This is a genomic window from Pseudomonas fragi (assembly GCF_002269505.1).
Lineage (GTDB): Bacteria > Pseudomonadota > Gammaproteobacteria > Pseudomonadales > Pseudomonadaceae > Aquipseudomonas > Aquipseudomonas fragi_D.
In genome coordinates this window covers 1-14,458 of the sequence record NZ_NQKQ01000011.1, presented here as the reverse complement: position 1 = coordinate 14,458, position 14,458 = coordinate 1, and the positions used below count along the sequence as shown (strand labels likewise).

Below are 14,458 nucleotides of genomic sequence, written 5' to 3'. Positions count from 1 at the left end.
ATTCAGGTGAACGCGCATGAGCGACTTGCAGTTGGACGACGTTAAAACTGATGAAAACGCGGCCATGGTGTTGCTGGTAGACGATCAGGCAATGATCGGCGAAGCCGTGCGCCGAGGGCTGGCCCTTGAACAAAACATTGATTTTCACTTTTGTGCGGACCCGCACCAGGCCATTGCCCAGGCTATCCGTATCAAGCCGACAGTCATTTTGCAGGACCTGGTGATGCCCGGGTTGGACGGCTTGAGTCTGGTGCGCGAATACCGCAACCACCCGGCGACGCAAAATATTCCGATTATCGTGTTGTCCACCAAAGAGGACCCGCTGATCAAAAGCGCGGCGTTTTCGGCGGGGGCCAATGATTACCTGGTAAAACTGCCGGACAACATCGAACTGGTGGCGCGCATCCGCTATCACTCGCGCTCCTACATGACGCTGTTGCAACGTGATGCGGCCTACCGTGCGCTGCGGGTCAGTCAACAGCAGTTGCTGGATACCAATCTGGTACTGCAACGGCTGATGAACTCCGATGGCCTGACCGGGCTGTCCAATCGCCGCCACTTCGATGAATACCTTGAACTGGAATGGCGTCGTGCAATGCGCGAGCAGACCCAATTGTCGATGCTGATGATCGATGTTGATTACTTCAAGTCATACAACGACTCCTTTGGTCATCTGGACGGTGATGAAGCGTTGCGCAAGGTGGCTGCAGCCATCCGTGACGCCAGCAGCCGGCCATCAGACTTGCCGGCCCGTTATGGTGGTGAGGAATTTGCCATCGTGCTGCCCAACACCTCCCAGGGTGGCGCGCGGCTGGTAGCAGAAAAGCTGCGCATGGCGGTTGAGGCGATGAAGATTCCGCATATTTCGCCGACTGCGGGTTGCAGCCTGACCATCAGCATTGGTCTGTCGACCATGACGCCGCAGCAGGGCAGCAATTGTCGCGAGCTGATTTCAGCGGCAGACAAAGGGCTTTACCTTGCCAAGAAAAACGGGCGTAACCAGGTGGGGATCGAGTAGGGGCAGCAATGCACAAAGCCTGTAGTCGCTGAGGAGCGCAGCGAGGCTGCGATCGAGCGCAGAGCGGTCGAAAATCCGGCAATCGCGGTGTGTCAGGACGAGCGAGTCGCCTGTGTTTACGGCCGCTGCGCAGCCGGACACAGCCTTGCTGCGCGAGTCAGCTGCTACAAAGATCCCTTGACAGTATCTCCAGATTTCCCGCGCTGGCGAGCCAGCGTTCGTTGCAGGGTATCCACCAACGTTCGCGTAGTCTGGTCTATTTCAACATTGACTCGGTCGCCCACCTGCAAGCCGCTCAAGTTAGTCAGGGCGAGGGTTAGCGGGATCAGGTTTACCGTGAGTGTGTGCCGCTCTTCATCCAGGCGGTCAACGGTCAGGCTACAACCGTGCAGGCCGATAAACCCTTTCTCGAACACATAAGCCGAGGTCGCCGGTTCCAGCTGCAAAACGGCGCTCACGGTTTCGCCCAGTGGCTGCCACGACACCACCTGCGCGGTGCTTTCAATGTGGCCGTAGAGCGCGTGTCCGCCGTTTTCTTCGCCTGCGCGGTGGGAACGTTCGATATTGACCCGGTCATTCACCTTCAGGTTCTCAAGCGTGGTGATTTCCGCTGTCCGATTGGAGATATCGAACGTGGCGCTGTCAGACGAATAAGCGGTCACTGTCAGGCATGTGCCGTTGACCGACACGCTGGCGCCAATATCGATGTTATCGAACAGGGGCGAGTCCTGTACCAGTACGATCCTCTGGTGCCCCGTCTCCTTGTGCAGGGAGAGAACGCGGGCAGTGCCTTGCACAATGCCGGTATACATCAGGCTTTCCTCCTTTCAAGCAGCATAAGGCCAGTGGAATACGCGGTTTTATAAGTGCCGGCACAATAGTGTTCATACAGTTTCTGGTAGTAATCGGTAATTGCCCGTTCGCGGAATCTTTCATCGAACTGAGCGTAAATCACCGAGCCGCTGCCCAGGTGCCAATCTCTAAAGTCTTCAAAATTCTCAAACTGCACGGGTTCCTCGATACGGTGCGAGCGAATGATTTCAAAGTCGTGCAGTGTGCTGATCAGGGTACCTCTGTTGAAACGAAAATCATCGAATACCACCGGGTCTGCAATACAGGGGTATTGCCGACGTATATCCATCAGCACCTGTTCCTGGATCACGCGCTCGCCCAAGACATAATCGAAGTCAAAGGCGCAGGACAAATACAGATAACCGCCCGGTTTTATGGCTTGGGCCAACTTGTTGATAACGGTTTGTTCGTGGGGGATAAACCAGTGCAAACAGGCTGCACAAATGGCTGCATCAAACAGCGGTAACTGCTCAAGGGGGTAATCGAGAAAGTCACTGACCATAAACCTGACATGGGGGGCTGCGTGGGCTCGGTTGGCATACGCAATCATATCTTGGGAAATATCAATGCCCACATACTGTTCAATGTTTTCCTTGTCCGTAAACAGCAAAGTATTGCCGGTTCCACAGCCGACATCCAGCAGGGTACCCCGGGGCGGGGCGAAGGACAGCAGCAGCTTCAAACACCGTCTTTGCAGGTCCCTGGACGTGCGTTGATAGCCCTCGGGCGTAAACCAGACATTATCCATGGGCGGCTTCCCTGTATTGGTCAGCGATAGGGATCAGGCCATAGCGACCTTGCCCGGGCTGCAAGCCCAGGCGCTCCCTGACTTGCATCGGGGTAGCGGGGGTCAATTGCTGAAGGTTGGCAATGGCCGTGATGCGCTCCAGCAAACTGCGGTTGCTCGCCAGGGTGGTGCGTTCGTGGTCGAACCAGATGTTGTCCTCAAGGCCGATGCGGATGCCGTGACCTGCGGCCAGGGCCAGGGCGTTGCTGCGCAGTTGATAACTGCCCAGCCCGGCAAAGGAACTCACTACATTGCCAGGCAACGAACTGGTAATGGCGGCGATATGAGCGAAGCTCGGTTGTGCACCAAAAATATTGCCCAACAAAATATTGGCGTAGACAGTGGGCGGCATTAACGATTTTTTGATCAGGCTGTTCAGGCAACTCGACATGCCGCTATCGAATATCTCAACTTCGGGTGAGATGCCTTTGAGCGCCATTTGCCCGGCGAGGTAATTGATCGTGTCCGGGGCATTGATGCTCGGTTGAGTGGCAAAGTTCATGGACGATAACGTCAATGAACCCATGTCGGGTTTGGCCTCGCCATCCAGCGAAAGGGGCAGGGCCCTGAGTGCCGGATCGCAAACATTGCGACCGCTGAGCGAAACGCACAAGACCAGTTGCTTGTTGTATTTGCGGATGCCTTCGATGATTGCGGCGAAGGTATTGAGGTCGCATGTGGGTTCGCCGGTTTTTTGATCCCGGGCGTGCAAGTGGGCGATGGAAGCCCCCAGTTCGGAGGCCATCAATACATCTTCAATGATTTCCGACGTGCTCACCGGCGTGTGCGGGTTCATGTGCTTGGTGGGCACCATGCCGGTGGGGCAAAAGTTCAGGATGTAGGAGTTCATGGCAATCACCTGTTTTTATTCAAGTTGATCGTGTGCTGTTTTTTATTGATTTTGCTGCGCAGGTAGCGCTCGTTTTCGACGGTTAAAAACACACCGGATGGCAGGGTTCTGTTGATGGTGATATTGCAACCTTGCAGCGCCAGGACTTTTGCCGGGTTATTGGTAATAAGGTCTATATGGCGGATGTCCAGCGCCTTGAGCATGGCGCCCGCGCTTTCAAACTCTCTAGAGTCATCGGCATAGCCGAGCATCTCATTGGCGGTGAAGGTATCAATGCCCTGGGTTTGCAACACATAGGCATCGAACTTGGAGTACAGGCCAATGCCGCGACCTTCCTGGCGCAGATAAATCAATACACCACCACCGCGTTCGGACATGTGTGACAGTGCTTCCTTCAGTTGGGCGCCGCAATCACAGCGTCTTGAACCGAATACATCGCCGGTCAGGCATTCCGAATGAATACGAGTCAGCACGGGTAGGGTGTGACAGTCGCCAATCAGCAACGCGAAGTGTTCTTTGTCTACACCTTCAAATGACACAAATCGAGTGGGCAGGGGGATGCCCTCTATGGGGATTTCAACGGTGGTTTTCAGCTTCACGGCTTTCATCTTCAGCTCCTTGCGTAGCAACGCTTAAGTGCGTGTGATTTCCAGCTTTTGCGTATGTGGGGGGTACAGTGCTCGGGGGGGATTCTTGTCTGCTCGAATTGGGCATGCGCAGCGCGCTCAGTGCAGCCATCAATGACAGGGCGGTGACTGTGGCCATGCCCAGGTTGAAGAACCCGTCGCTGGATTCGCCGGGCAGGCGGGTGGGGATCAGGAACGCTGCCAGCAGGGCGGGTACCGCCTGTGCGATCAGCGCGTTGTGTTGCATGACCGCGCCAAGAAGGATATTGGCGTGATGCATGCGCGAGGGTTCGATATCGCGCAGGCTTCTGGAGGAGTAGCCGAGAAATTGAAAAGAGCGCGCGCAGCCGTGCAGGGCGCAGGCCAGCCATAGCACAGGAAGTTGGTCAGACAGGCGCGGATAAAAGAACACGCTCAATGTGACGGACGTTGCCAGCGCCGAATACAAGAAGTAGCGTTTTATCGAGAGGCTGTTCGCCAATATTCTGGCCGCCACGGGTTTTGCAAGAAGATTGCCGGCAAAGATAAACAACAGGCAGTGGCCAATTGAACTGGGCGGGTAATCCGATGTTTTCAGCAGATGGATGATCAGCACGGTAGGAAATGCATAAATGCTGATACGGAAAAAGCTGCCTGAAACGATGTTGAACGTGAACAACGGGTTGTTGAGCAACGACAGATCGAACAGTTGTTTGTCAGTGGCTTGGCATAGTCTTTGGTACAACCGCACACCGGCATAAAACATCACGATGGCTGCCAACAGGGTATAGAGGGGGCGACTGTTCGAGCCGGCAACAAACATCGCGAACAACGCCGACGAAGACAGCCCCCATAACCCGTAGGCATAAACGTCAAAGGGATGCTGGCGGGCTGTGGGGGCAGGCAGTGAAAACAGCGTCACCCGGCATACGGCAATCAGCCCTGCCGCGCAGAATGCGATAAAACAGAAAATCAGCCGCCAGTTACCCAGGCTTAGGAGTACGTTGGCCATAGACGGGGCCACAATCGGGGCGACCAGCGCAGGGGCAATCAGCCAGGCCATGATCCTGGGGATTTGGTTTTTGTCGGTATTGGCCAGGATCAGGGTGCGCCCGGCGGGCACGATCAGCGCACTGCCAAAGCCTTGGGCCAGACGGGCAATGCACAGCATGTAAAGGTTCTGGCTACTGGCGCAGGCCAGTGATGCCAGGCAAAGAATCAGCAGGCCGCACTGGAAGCGTTGCGCAAGCGCGAGCTTTTTGAACAGATGCCCACTCGCGGGGGTGAATACCACCAGGGCCAGCAGGTAAGCAGCCAATGCCAGGGTGACGCCGCTGATGCTCGCGCCCAGATCGTTGGCCAGGGAGATGATGGCTACGATCATGATGGTTGCGTCCAGCACCTCCAGAAAAAAAGCGCTGGCGACGGTCAGGAGGGCGGCATGGTGCGAGCCGCTGCCGTGAATGCTCATACCGCCAGAGCCACGCCACTACCGCGGGGGTCGGCTGCAGCGAACACCTGGCCGCTGAGGGTGTTGATACCGGCCAGTTGCACCACTCCCAGTTTCTCGGACAGGCCGTTGGTCCAGGTAAAGACCGGGTCTGCCTGTGGCGCTTCACTTAAATAAGTGATGCCGCCGGTCTTGGGGTGACGGCCCAGATTGGCACAGCGTGGGCTGGCGAGGGCTGTCTGGATCGGGCAGTTCTGCGCGACAATCTTGTAGATGATGAACGCCAGGGTTTGCGACTGCACAGGCCCTCCCGATGTGCCCAGGATAAACTCCAGGTGGCCGGTGCTGACATGGACGCAGTTGGTGGTGTGGTTGGCGGCGGTCCTGCCCTTGAAGGTCGAGCACGCATGGGGGCCATTGAATGAGAAGGCCCGGTTGCTCAGGATAATGCCGCTGTTATCGATTTCGAAGAGTGAACCCAGGGGGGTGAAGATTGAGTTGGTGATACCGGTCAGGGTGCCGTCAGCCGCGGCGCACGCCATAAAGATGGTGTGCGAGGTTTTGCACGATTGGGGCACAGGTTCAGGGTTGCCCTGTTTGAGCTGCTGATGGATCAATGCTGCCTGTTGGTCGAGGGTGCGCTCATTGCCTGTATCTGAAGCAGGGTGTGAGGCCAGCCAGGTGTCGATCAGTCCGGCGGCGGTACAAAGCTGAGCGGGCGTCAGTAAGGTAGTGTCCTGGGCACTCAATTGGTAGATTTTCAGCAGCAGGAACAGCTCTTTCCACGGGCTGTTGCTGCCATGCGCCGTCACCGTGGCGTGCATGAAGCGCGTGCTTTTGACCTCTGAGGGGTTGGGTGCAAAATCGGCAAAGTCACCAGCCGTGTAAAGGTGCGGGTCGCATCTGTACAACTGGTCGAACACCTGCTCGGCCAGCAACCCCTGGTACATCGACGAAAAGCCCTCCCGTGCCAAAGTGGCCAGGGTGTGGCGGTATAAGGGTTCAGGGTCTTTGCGTTGAATGAAGCATTGCGTCCATTGAGTAAAGCGAGTTTGAATCTGTGGTTCTTTGGTACTGCTGTAAAATGCCTGCAATAAACTTTCAGTTGTTATCAGTCCATGTTTTAAATCATGTTCGTGCAAATGTTTAAATACCCTGTTCAAATCGATATCGTGCAACTGTGTATACCGCTCGTAGGCGCTAGGGCAGCCATACACCATCGTGCTGTAAATGCCTCGTCTGGGGATTGATTCAAGGCCTTTATATAAATAGTTGTCGTGGTGCTGGTGTGTGCCCGTTACGCCCGTGCCGTTGAATACCTCCAGGTTGCCGGGGCTTGCCTGCATAATGATTGCATCGCCTCCCAGACCGCACAGGTGCGGAAGGTTATAGGTCAATGAGAGTGCCGCACTTATTGCAGCGCCCGGCCCTGCGCCTGTTAACAGATAGTCTTGCATGCCCATCATGGATGACTTGAAGTGGGGCGTCGCAATACCGAATACATGACCGCAGGCTAAGTTGGACATGGTGGCTGCCATTTAATGATGGGTTGTTTGAATATGGCGTACGGGTCTCAAGCAGTAAGTGTTTGCTTGGGTGTGTTGAGGTATAGCGCTGTATATTTGCAAGTGCAATTAATTGGCTCGTAGTCTACTTCTCTTAAAATTAGTAACTTTTCCTACGAGATATATTCGTTTGTCACACAGTGTTTGCGGTCAGTCTTTGAGCTCACCCTGTTCTTCTTGTCAGGAAGGGCCAATCGCCTGTCTGGCCGAGTGCTCGCGGCCTGTCGTCACAGACGACATAACCCCGCCAGACGGGCTGCTGATGCAGGCTGTTTACGGTATACTCCCCGGCTTTGTAAAAATCGCCTACGAGTGCCGCCAGCCATGGAAATCAACCCGATCCTTAACAGCATCAAGGACCTGTCAGAGCGCTCCGAAACCATTCGGAGGTATCTTTGACTACGATCAAAAGCATGAGCGTCTGACCGAAGTCAATCGCGAGCTTGAAGATCCGAGTGTCTGGAACAACCCTTCGTACGCCCAGGAGCTGGGGCGCGAGCGCTCCCTGCTGGCGCAAATCGTTGAAACCCTCGATGAGATGCACACAGGTCTGGCCGACGCCAAAGACCTGCTGTTGATGTCCGCCGAGGAAGAAGATCAGGCCGCTGTGGATGACGTTGCGGCTGAAGTCGAACGTCTGCGCGAAGCCCTTGAAAAACTCGAATTCCGCCGCATGTTCAGTGGCGAGATGGATGCCAACAACGCTTACCTGGACATCCAGGCCGGCTCCGGTGGCACCGAAGCGCAAGACTGGGCCAATATCCTGTTGCGGATGTATTTGCGTTGGGCCGACAAGCGCGGCTTCGATGCCACCATCATGGAACTGTCCGCCGGTGAAGTGGCCGGTATCAAGGGCGCAACCGTGCATATCAAAGGCGAATACGCATTTGGTTGGTTGCGCACCGAGATTGGCGTCCATCGTCTGGTACGCAAAAGCCCGTACGACTCGGGCAACCGTCGTCACACCTCGTTCTCGGCTGTATTCGTTTCGCCGGAAATCGACGACAACATCGAAATCGACATCAACCCGTCTGACCTGCGGATCGATACCTATCGTTCCTCCGGTGCAGGTGGTCAGCACGTAAACACCACCGACTCGGCCGTACGTATCACTCACGTACCGACCAACACCGTGGTGAGCTGCCAGAACGAACGTTCGCAGCATGCGAACAAAGACACCGCGATGAAAATGCTGCGGGCGCGTCTTTACGAGCAGGAAATCCAGAAGCGCAATGCCGCTTCCCAGGCCCTGGAAGACACCAAGTCGGACATCGGCTGGGGTCATCAGATCCGCTCGTACGTACTCGACGCCTCGCGTATCAAGGATTTGCGTACCAACATCGAACGCAGCGATTGCGACAAGGTGCTCGACGGCGATATCGACGAATACCTGGTAGCCAGCCTGAAACAAGGGCTGTAAGCGCAACAAAACGTGTGCGAAGCCAGTGCGATGCCCAGAGGGCGCGCTAAAGCCCGCTTCCCCCTGCCGCAAGGCGGGGGCAACGAACCTGTGATGGAATTTTTAAAGACATGAGCGACCAACAACTCGACCCACAAGACCTGCAACAGGAAGAAAACGCCCTGATCGCCCTGCGCAAGGAAAAACTTGCAGCCGAGCGCGCCAAGGGCAATGCCTTCCCGAATGACTTCCGCCGTGACAACTACTGCGCCGACCTGCAGAAGAAGTACGCCGAAGCCACCAAGGAAGAGCTGGCTGAAGCCGCCATCCCGGTCAAGGTTGCTGGTCGCATCATGCTTAACCGTGGCTCGTTCATGGTGATCCAGGACATGACCGGTCGCATCCAGGTCTACGTCAACCGCAAGACCCTGCCGGAAGAAACCCTGGCCGAAGTGAAAACCTGGGACCTGGGCGACATCATTGCCGCCGAAGGCACCCTGGCCCGTTCCGGCAAAGGCGACCTGTACGTTGAAATGACCAGCGTGCGCCTGCTGACCAAATCCCTGCGCCCGCTGCCGGACAAGCACCACGGCCTGACCGACACCGAGCAGCGCTATCGCCAGCGTTACGTTGACCTGATCGTCAACGAAGACGTGCGTCACACGTTCCGTGTACGCTCGCAAGTGATCGCCCATATCCGCAGCTTCCTGATGGCTCGCGACTTCCTGGAAGTTGAAACGCCGATGCTGCAAACCATCCCGGGTGGCGCTGCGGCCAAGCCGTTCGAAACTCACCACAACGCCCTGGACATGGACATGTACCTGCGCATCGCGCCGGAGCTGTTCCTCAAGCGCCTGGTGGTGGGTGGTTTTGAAAAAGTGTTCGAGATCAACCGCAACTTCCGTAACGAAGGCGTTTCGACTCGTCACAACCCTGAATTCACCATGTTGGAGTTCTACCAGGCTTACGCCGACTACGAAGACAACATGGACCTGACCGAAGAGCTGTTCCGTGAACTGGCTCAACTGGTTCTGGGCACTACCGACGTGCCATACGGCGACAAGGTTTTCCACTTTGGCGAACCGTTTGTGCGTCTGTCGGTCTTCGATTCGATCCTCAAGTACAACCCCGAGCTGACCGCTGACGACCTCAACGACATCGACAAGGCTCGCGCCATCGCCAAGAAAGCCGGTGCCAAGGTGCTGGGCTTCGAAGGTCTGGGCAAGCTGCAAGTGATGATTTTCGAAGAGCTGGTCGAACACAAGCTGGAACAGCCGCATTTCATTACCCAGTACCCGTTCGAAGTGTCGCCGCTGGCCCGTCGCAACGACGAGAACCCGAACGTTACTGACCGTTTTGAGCTGTTTATCGGTGGCCGTGAAATCGCCAACGCCTACTCCGAGCTTAACGATGCCGAAGATCAGGCCGAGCGTTTCATGGCGCAGGTTGCTGACAAGGACGCAGGCGACGACGAAGCGATGCACTACGACGCAGACTTCGTCCGTGCCCTGGAATACGGCATGCCGCCGACTGCCGGTGAAGGTATCGGCATCGACCGTCTGGTGATGTTGTTGACCAACTCGCCGTCGATTCGCGACGTGATCCTGTTCCCGCATATGCGCCCGCAAGCGTAACGATGCAGAATAAGAAGCCGCCTTGTAAGGCGGCTTTTTATTGCCTGGCGTTTCCTGTAGTCGCTGCCGCAGGCTGCGAAGGGTTGCGTAGCAAACCGTTTTTTCGAAAACACTGCGGCCCCCTCGCAGCCTTCGGCAGCGACTACAAGGTTCCCATCAACATTAAAAGGATTTTCCCGTGAATCTCGTCAGGTCCCCTCAAGGCGCAGCAAATGTCGCGGTCGCGCTCGCGCAAAGTGTTGAGTATCAGGGTCGCAAGGCCAGCCGGCATGGCAGCGAGCAGCGTCGCCAGCTGATCCTTGATGCCGCCATGCGCATTGTCGTGCGCGACGGCGTACGCGGCGTGCGCCATCGGGCCGTGGCGGCTGAAGCCGGGGTGCCGCTGTCAGCGACCACCTATTACTTCAAGGACATCGACGATCTGATCAACGACACCTTCGCCCAGTATGTCGAGCGCAGCGCAGCGTTCATGGCCAAGCTGTGGCAAGGCACCGAAGGCAAGTTGCGCGAAATGATGGCGCAAGGGGATGGCAGCGCCCAGGCGCGAGCAGTGCTTGCCGATGACATTGCCAGGATGACCGCCGATTATCTTCAGCATCAAATGCTCACCCGTCGCGACCAGTTGATGGCCGAGCAAGCCTTTCATCAGGCTGCACTGATCAACCCCCGGCTGGCGGTGCTGGTGCGTGCCCATCAACAGATATTCCTTCAGGGGGCCGGGCAGATTTTCGAAGTGCTAGGCTCCACACAACCTCAGCAGGATGCCAAAGTCTTGACGGCGATTATCGGTCGGATGGAATATCAGGCCCTACTTGATGGCGCGCAGCCCGAGGCGGATGACGACCGGCTGGCTATTCTTACGCGTTACATGCACTTGGTGTTGGCCGCTCTATAGAAGGATGCAGGCATGAAAGCTTGGCGCGTGATGCTTATGGCATTGTCGTTTTTGATGTTGAACGGATGTCTTGTAACCTTTAGCCAGGCCCCGATCGAGGCGCAGCCGGCGCCCAAACAGTTGCTGGGCAAATGGATCAGCAAGGATGCCTGGGGGCAGGCGCGCAATCTTGAAATCAGTGCCATCGACAAAACCCGTTATCAGGCCGTCGTCTACCCCAAGGGCGAACCCAAGGCCCGTGAACGTTATATCTTTATCGTTGCCCGCCACGGCAGTCGCTGGTATGCCTCGGCTGCGATACCGGCCAAACTGGGCGGCAATCATACCCTCAGCGGTTTTGAACTGACCGACAACGGTGAACTGGTGATCTATGATCTGGATCTTGACCAGGTCAAGCAGGCCATCGGCCAGTCCGTGTTGAGTGGTGACCCGGTGGAAACCCCTGAAGGCACCGGTACCCTGATCAAAAGCCCGTCGGCTGAAGTCTTTGCCTACCTGGACGACCCGGCCAATTCCGACGTATTTGTCGAAGCGGCCCGCTATAAACGTGTGGCCAAGTAACGCTCTCAATTAAAGGAAGCTGCCGGTGGACGACTACCAGCGCACGATACGCACCTTGTCTGACCGCATCGTGCTGGCACAAACACCCATTCGCGTACTGGATGCGGTGAAGTGGGACGACAGCATCCGCCAGGGCTTTTTAAAGGCCAAAGGCAAAGCCATGCCCGCGGTCGATCGCGATTATTACCTTGGCCGGCCCTTGTCCTTTGATTCGGCGGCGGTGAAGTCCGAGTTCCAGAACATCGAGCGCGATATCACCCGCCAGTTGGGGCAGTTCAACCCGGTCGGGCAGATCATGCGGCGCATGTGCAAGGAGTACCGCATGGTCGTGCGCATGCTCGAAGCGCGTGGCACTGAAGATTTCGGGCTGATTTCCCAGGAGCTGTACGGCGCGGCCTCGGATGCGTTCCATGCCGGTGACCCGACCCTGGCCGACCTTGGCCTGATGATGTCCGACTATCTGGACAATATCGACGGTCGTGGCGCGCTCAAGGACGAAGCCAAGACGCTCACCGCCAAGGATGCCGTGAACCTGCTGCAAAGCCGCCTGAACAAGGTGTTTGGCGAAGCCGAAGAAACCATCCGCGTGTTCGAGTCCGACGGCATTGTTGCGGACGCGGCGGCGGGCGCCGACTACATCAAGATCCGTACCGATGCGATGTTCAACGAGCGCGACGTACGTGCCCTGGAAGTCCACGAAGGGCTGGTGCACGTGGGGACTACGCTCAATGGCCTGAACCAGCCGATCTGCACCTTCCTGTCCAAGGGGCCGCCGTCGTCCACCGTGACCCAGGAAGGCCTGGCGATCTTGATGGAGATCATCACCTTTGCCTCCTACCCCAGCCGGCTGCGCAAACTGACCAACCGTACCCGCGCTATCCATATGGTGGAGGAGGGCGCGGACTTTATGCAGGTGTACGAATTCTTCCGTGAGCAAGGCTTTGAAATGCCGGAAAGTTATGGCAACGCGAGTCGGGTTTTCCGTGGATCGGTGCCAAATGGCCTGCCATTCACCAAAGACTTGTCCTACCTCAAAGGCTTCATCATGGTTTACAACTACATTCAGCTGGCCGTACGTAAAGGCAAGCTGGAGCAAGTGCCGCTGTTGTTCTGTGGCAAGACCACATTGGAAGACATGAGAACCCTGCGCCAGTTGGTAGATGAAGGCCTGGTGATAGCGCCCAAGTACCTGCCGGATCAGTTCCGGGACATGAACGCGCTCTCGGCCTGGATGTGCTTCTCCAACTTCCTCAACCACTTGAGCCTTGACCGTATTGAAGCGGATTACTCCAATATTTTGTAAGCAACACAAAACCTGTAGTCGCTGCCGAAGGCTGCGAAGGGTTGCGCAGCAAGCTGTTTTTATTGAAGGCCCCACAAACCCCATCGCAGCCTTCGGCAGCGACTACATAGGGTAGCTAGTTAGATGAAAACCCTGGCTGCACTCTGCCTGCTGTTGACCCTCAGCGGATGCAGCTCCTTGCTGTTCTACCCCGAGCCCGGCCAGCCGATCACCCCGACGGCCGCGGGCCTGGACTACCGTGATGTCACCCTGACGGCCGCCGATGGCACCCGCCTGCACGGTTGGTGGTTACCGGCCAAAAAAGGCGTGCCACTCAAGGGGACCGTGCTGCATCTGCACGGCAATGGCGGCAACCTGGCTTACCATCTCGGCGCCACTGCGTGGCTGCCGGAGCAGGGCTATCAAGTGCTGATGCTCGACTATCGCGGTTACGGCCTGTCCCAAGGGGAGCCGGGGCTGCCGGCGGTATACCAGGACATCGATGCCGCTTTTGACTGGTTGCAGCATGAGCCGCAAGCCCGGGGCCTGCCGCTGATTGTGCTGGGGCAAAGCCTGGGCGGCGCCATGGGCATCCACTACCTGAGCGAGCACCCGCAGCAGCGCGCGCGAGTCAAGGCCGTGGTGCTGGATGGTGTGCCCGCCAGTTACCGTGACGTGGGCCAGTTTGCCCTGAGCACGTCCTGGTTAACCTGGCCGTTGCAGGTGCCGCTGTCCTGGCTGGTGCCGGATGCCGACAGTGCCATTTATGCGATGCCGCAAATGGGCGACACGCCGATGCTGATCTATCACAGCCTGGATGATCCGGTTGTTCCGCTTTCCAATGGCCTGCGCCTGTACCGGGCGGCGCCACCGCCCAAGGTATTGCAACTGACCCGTGGCGGCCATGTACAGACGTTTGCTGACCCGATCTGGCGCCAGGTGATGCTGCGCTACCTGGATGATCCGCAACATTTCAATGGCGTGCGGCGCCTGGGCGAAATCGCCAATTACCCCGCCTCAACGAACACTGAACTTGAACCCGAGAGCCAACAATGAGTGAAGAACGCAACGCCATCCCCCTGATCATCACCGGTATCTGCAGCATCATCGGCACCGTGGGCGCCCTGTGGTACTACGGTTACCTGCATTTTGCCAAACCCGAGGACGCCTTGCTGCTCAGCGATTTCACCATGCTCAAGACCATCCCGGGGGAAGATTACAAAGTCTCGCTTACGCCCGCCAACCAGGTGGCGCAGTGCATCGACGGCATCATCGTATTGTTCGACACCGAGCAAAAAGGTCTGACCGGAGTGCTGGTCAACAACAAGAAACAGGCCGTGCGCTGCCTGGGCCAGGAAACGCCGAAGCTGGAGCAGTAAGAGCGGCCCTCACCCCAACCCTCTCCCGGAGGGAGAGGGGGCTGATTTGGCGGTGATTTTGAGTCCGCGTGCGGTCAGTCCCCTCTCCCTTTGGGAGAGGGCCAGGGTGGGTAGAAACCGGGTACATCGTTTACGTTTAAGACCGGGTACATCGTTTACAGGTATTAATCATGGTCAGGAG

Annotated in this window: 14 protein-coding genes; 8 read left to right on the top strand and 6 right to left on the bottom strand. The window is 57.0% G+C overall.

The window, feature by feature from the left end; translation table 11 throughout:
- The first annotated feature begins 16 nt into the window (after nt 1-16).
- On the top strand, nt 17-1,018 hold the full coding sequence (locus CJU81_RS11715; RefSeq protein WP_095036741.1) for a diguanylate cyclase: 1,002 nt from the start codon (nt 17-19) through the stop codon (nt 1,016-1,018).
- Nucleotides 1,019-1,182: 164 nt separating this feature from the next.
- Here CJU81_RS11715 and CJU81_RS11710 read toward each other — a convergent pair whose 3' ends face one another.
- From CJU81_RS11710 to CJU81_RS11685, 6 genes are read right to left on the bottom strand one after another with little or no spacing between them, the layout of a single operon-like run.
- Complete coding sequence (locus CJU81_RS11710; RefSeq protein ID WP_095036740.1) at nt 1,183-1,830, bottom strand: riboflavin synthase subunit alpha; 648 nt, start codon at nt 1,828-1,830, stop codon at nt 1,183-1,185.
- Nucleotides 1,830-2,618: a class I SAM-dependent methyltransferase gene (locus CJU81_RS11705; RefSeq protein ID WP_095036739.1), complete on the bottom strand. Its 789-nt coding sequence runs from the start codon at nt 2,616-2,618 to the stop codon at nt 1,830-1,832. Before CJU81_RS11705 ends, CJU81_RS11710 begins: the two co-directional genes overlap by 1 nt.
- On the bottom strand, nt 2,611-3,507 hold the full coding sequence (locus CJU81_RS11700; RefSeq protein WP_095036738.1) for a 3-keto-5-aminohexanoate cleavage protein: 897 nt from the start codon (nt 3,505-3,507) through the stop codon (nt 2,611-2,613). Before CJU81_RS11700 ends, CJU81_RS11705 begins: the two co-directional genes overlap by 8 nt.
- Nucleotides 3,508-3,512: 5 nt before the next feature.
- Nucleotides 3,513-4,115, bottom strand: a complete 603-nt coding sequence (ribA, locus tag CJU81_RS11695) for a GTP cyclohydrolase II RibA (protein ID WP_095036737.1) — start codon at nt 4,113-4,115, stop codon at nt 3,513-3,515.
- Nucleotides 4,084-5,583 (bottom strand): MFS transporter, encoded by a 1,500-nt coding sequence (locus CJU81_RS11690; RefSeq protein WP_095036736.1) that lies wholly within the window; start codon nt 5,581-5,583, stop codon nt 4,084-4,086. The genes ribA and CJU81_RS11690 overlap by 32 nt, the downstream gene beginning before the upstream one ends.
- On the bottom strand, nt 5,580-7,088 hold the full coding sequence (locus CJU81_RS11685) for a gamma-glutamyltransferase (RefSeq protein WP_176464834.1): 1,509 nt from the start codon (nt 7,086-7,088) through the stop codon (nt 5,580-5,582). The genes CJU81_RS11690 and CJU81_RS11685 overlap by 4 nt, the downstream gene beginning before the upstream one ends.
- A 363-nt stretch (nt 7,089-7,451) precedes the next feature.
- On the opposite strand from CJU81_RS11685, the gene prfB reads away from it, so the two are divergent.
- The 7 genes from prfB (at nt 7,452) to CJU81_RS11645 (ending at nt 14,277) form a co-directional block, all read left to right on the top strand.
- Nucleotides 7,452-8,547 (top strand): peptide chain release factor 2 gene (gene prfB / locus CJU81_RS11680; protein WP_141232595.1). Its coding sequence is split into 2 segments (ribosomal slippage): nt 7,452-7,523 and nt 7,525-8,547, totalling 1,095 coding nucleotides; the frame shifts between segments, so codons are not numbered across the junction.
- Between the two features lie 110 nt (nt 8,548-8,657).
- The gene (gene lysS / locus CJU81_RS11675) at nt 8,658-10,160 is read left to right on the top strand and encodes a lysine--tRNA ligase (protein ID WP_095036734.1); all 1,503 of its coding nucleotides are present in this window, start codon (nt 8,658-8,660) and stop codon (nt 10,158-10,160) included.
- A 178-nt stretch (nt 10,161-10,338) separates the two neighbouring features.
- The gene (locus CJU81_RS11665; protein ID WP_095036732.1) at nt 10,339-11,055 is read left to right on the top strand and encodes a TetR/AcrR family transcriptional regulator; all 717 of its coding nucleotides are present in this window, start codon (nt 10,339-10,341) and stop codon (nt 11,053-11,055) included.
- A gap of 12 nt (nt 11,056-11,067) precedes the next feature.
- A complete protein-coding gene (locus CJU81_RS11660) occupies nt 11,068-11,616 on the top strand; it encodes a hypothetical protein (protein ID WP_095036731.1) in 549 nt (182 codons plus the stop codon).
- Nucleotides 11,617-11,641: 25 nt separating this feature from the next.
- Nucleotides 11,642-12,919, top strand: coding sequence for a flavohemoglobin expression-modulating QEGLA motif protein (locus CJU81_RS11655; protein ID WP_095036730.1), 1,278 nt, complete (start codon nt 11,642-11,644; stop codon nt 12,917-12,919).
- Between the two features lie 123 nt (nt 12,920-13,042).
- Nucleotides 13,043-13,954: an alpha/beta hydrolase gene (locus CJU81_RS11650; protein ID WP_095036729.1), complete on the top strand. Its 912-nt coding sequence runs from the start codon at nt 13,043-13,045 to the stop codon at nt 13,952-13,954.
- Nucleotides 13,951-14,277 (top strand): hypothetical protein, encoded by a 327-nt coding sequence (locus CJU81_RS11645; protein WP_029611547.1) that lies wholly within the window; start codon nt 13,951-13,953, stop codon nt 14,275-14,277. The genes CJU81_RS11650 and CJU81_RS11645 overlap by 4 nt, the downstream gene beginning before the upstream one ends.
- The last annotated feature ends 181 nt before the right edge of the window (nt 14,278-14,458 follow it).

Coding starts and splice junctions, on each gene's coding strand:
- CJU81_RS11685 (WP_176464834.1), bottom strand. CDS start 7,088: ATGTCCAACTTAGCCTGCGGTCATGTATTCGGTATTGCGACGCCCCAC.
- CJU81_RS11650 (WP_095036729.1), top strand. CDS start 13,043: ATGAAAACCCTGGCTGCACTCTGCCTGCTGTTGACCCTCAGCGGATGC.
- lysS (WP_095036734.1), top strand. CDS start 8,658: ATGAGCGACCAACAACTCGACCCACAAGACCTGCAACAGGAAGAAAAC.
- CJU81_RS11660 (WP_095036731.1), top strand. CDS start 11,068: ATGAAAGCTTGGCGCGTGATGCTTATGGCATTGTCGTTTTTGATGTTG.
- CJU81_RS11710 (WP_095036740.1), bottom strand. CDS start 1,830: ATGTATACCGGCATTGTGCAAGGCACTGCCCGCGTTCTCTCCCTGCAC.
- CJU81_RS11700 (WP_095036738.1), bottom strand. CDS start 3,507: ATGAACTCCTACATCCTGAACTTTTGCCCCACCGGCATGGTGCCCACC.
- CJU81_RS11715 (WP_095036741.1), top strand. CDS start 17: ATGAGCGACTTGCAGTTGGACGACGTTAAAACTGATGAAAACGCGGCC.
- CJU81_RS11705 (WP_095036739.1), bottom strand. CDS start 2,618: ATGGATAATGTCTGGTTTACGCCCGAGGGCTATCAACGCACGTCCAGG.
- CJU81_RS11645 (WP_029611547.1), top strand. CDS start 13,951: ATGAGTGAAGAACGCAACGCCATCCCCCTGATCATCACCGGTATCTGC.
- ribA (WP_095036737.1), bottom strand. CDS start 4,115: ATGAAAGCCGTGAAGCTGAAAACCACCGTTGAAATCCCCATAGAGGGC.
- CJU81_RS11690 (WP_095036736.1), bottom strand. CDS start 5,583: ATGAGCATTCACGGCAGCGGCTCGCACCATGCCGCCCTCCTGACCGTC.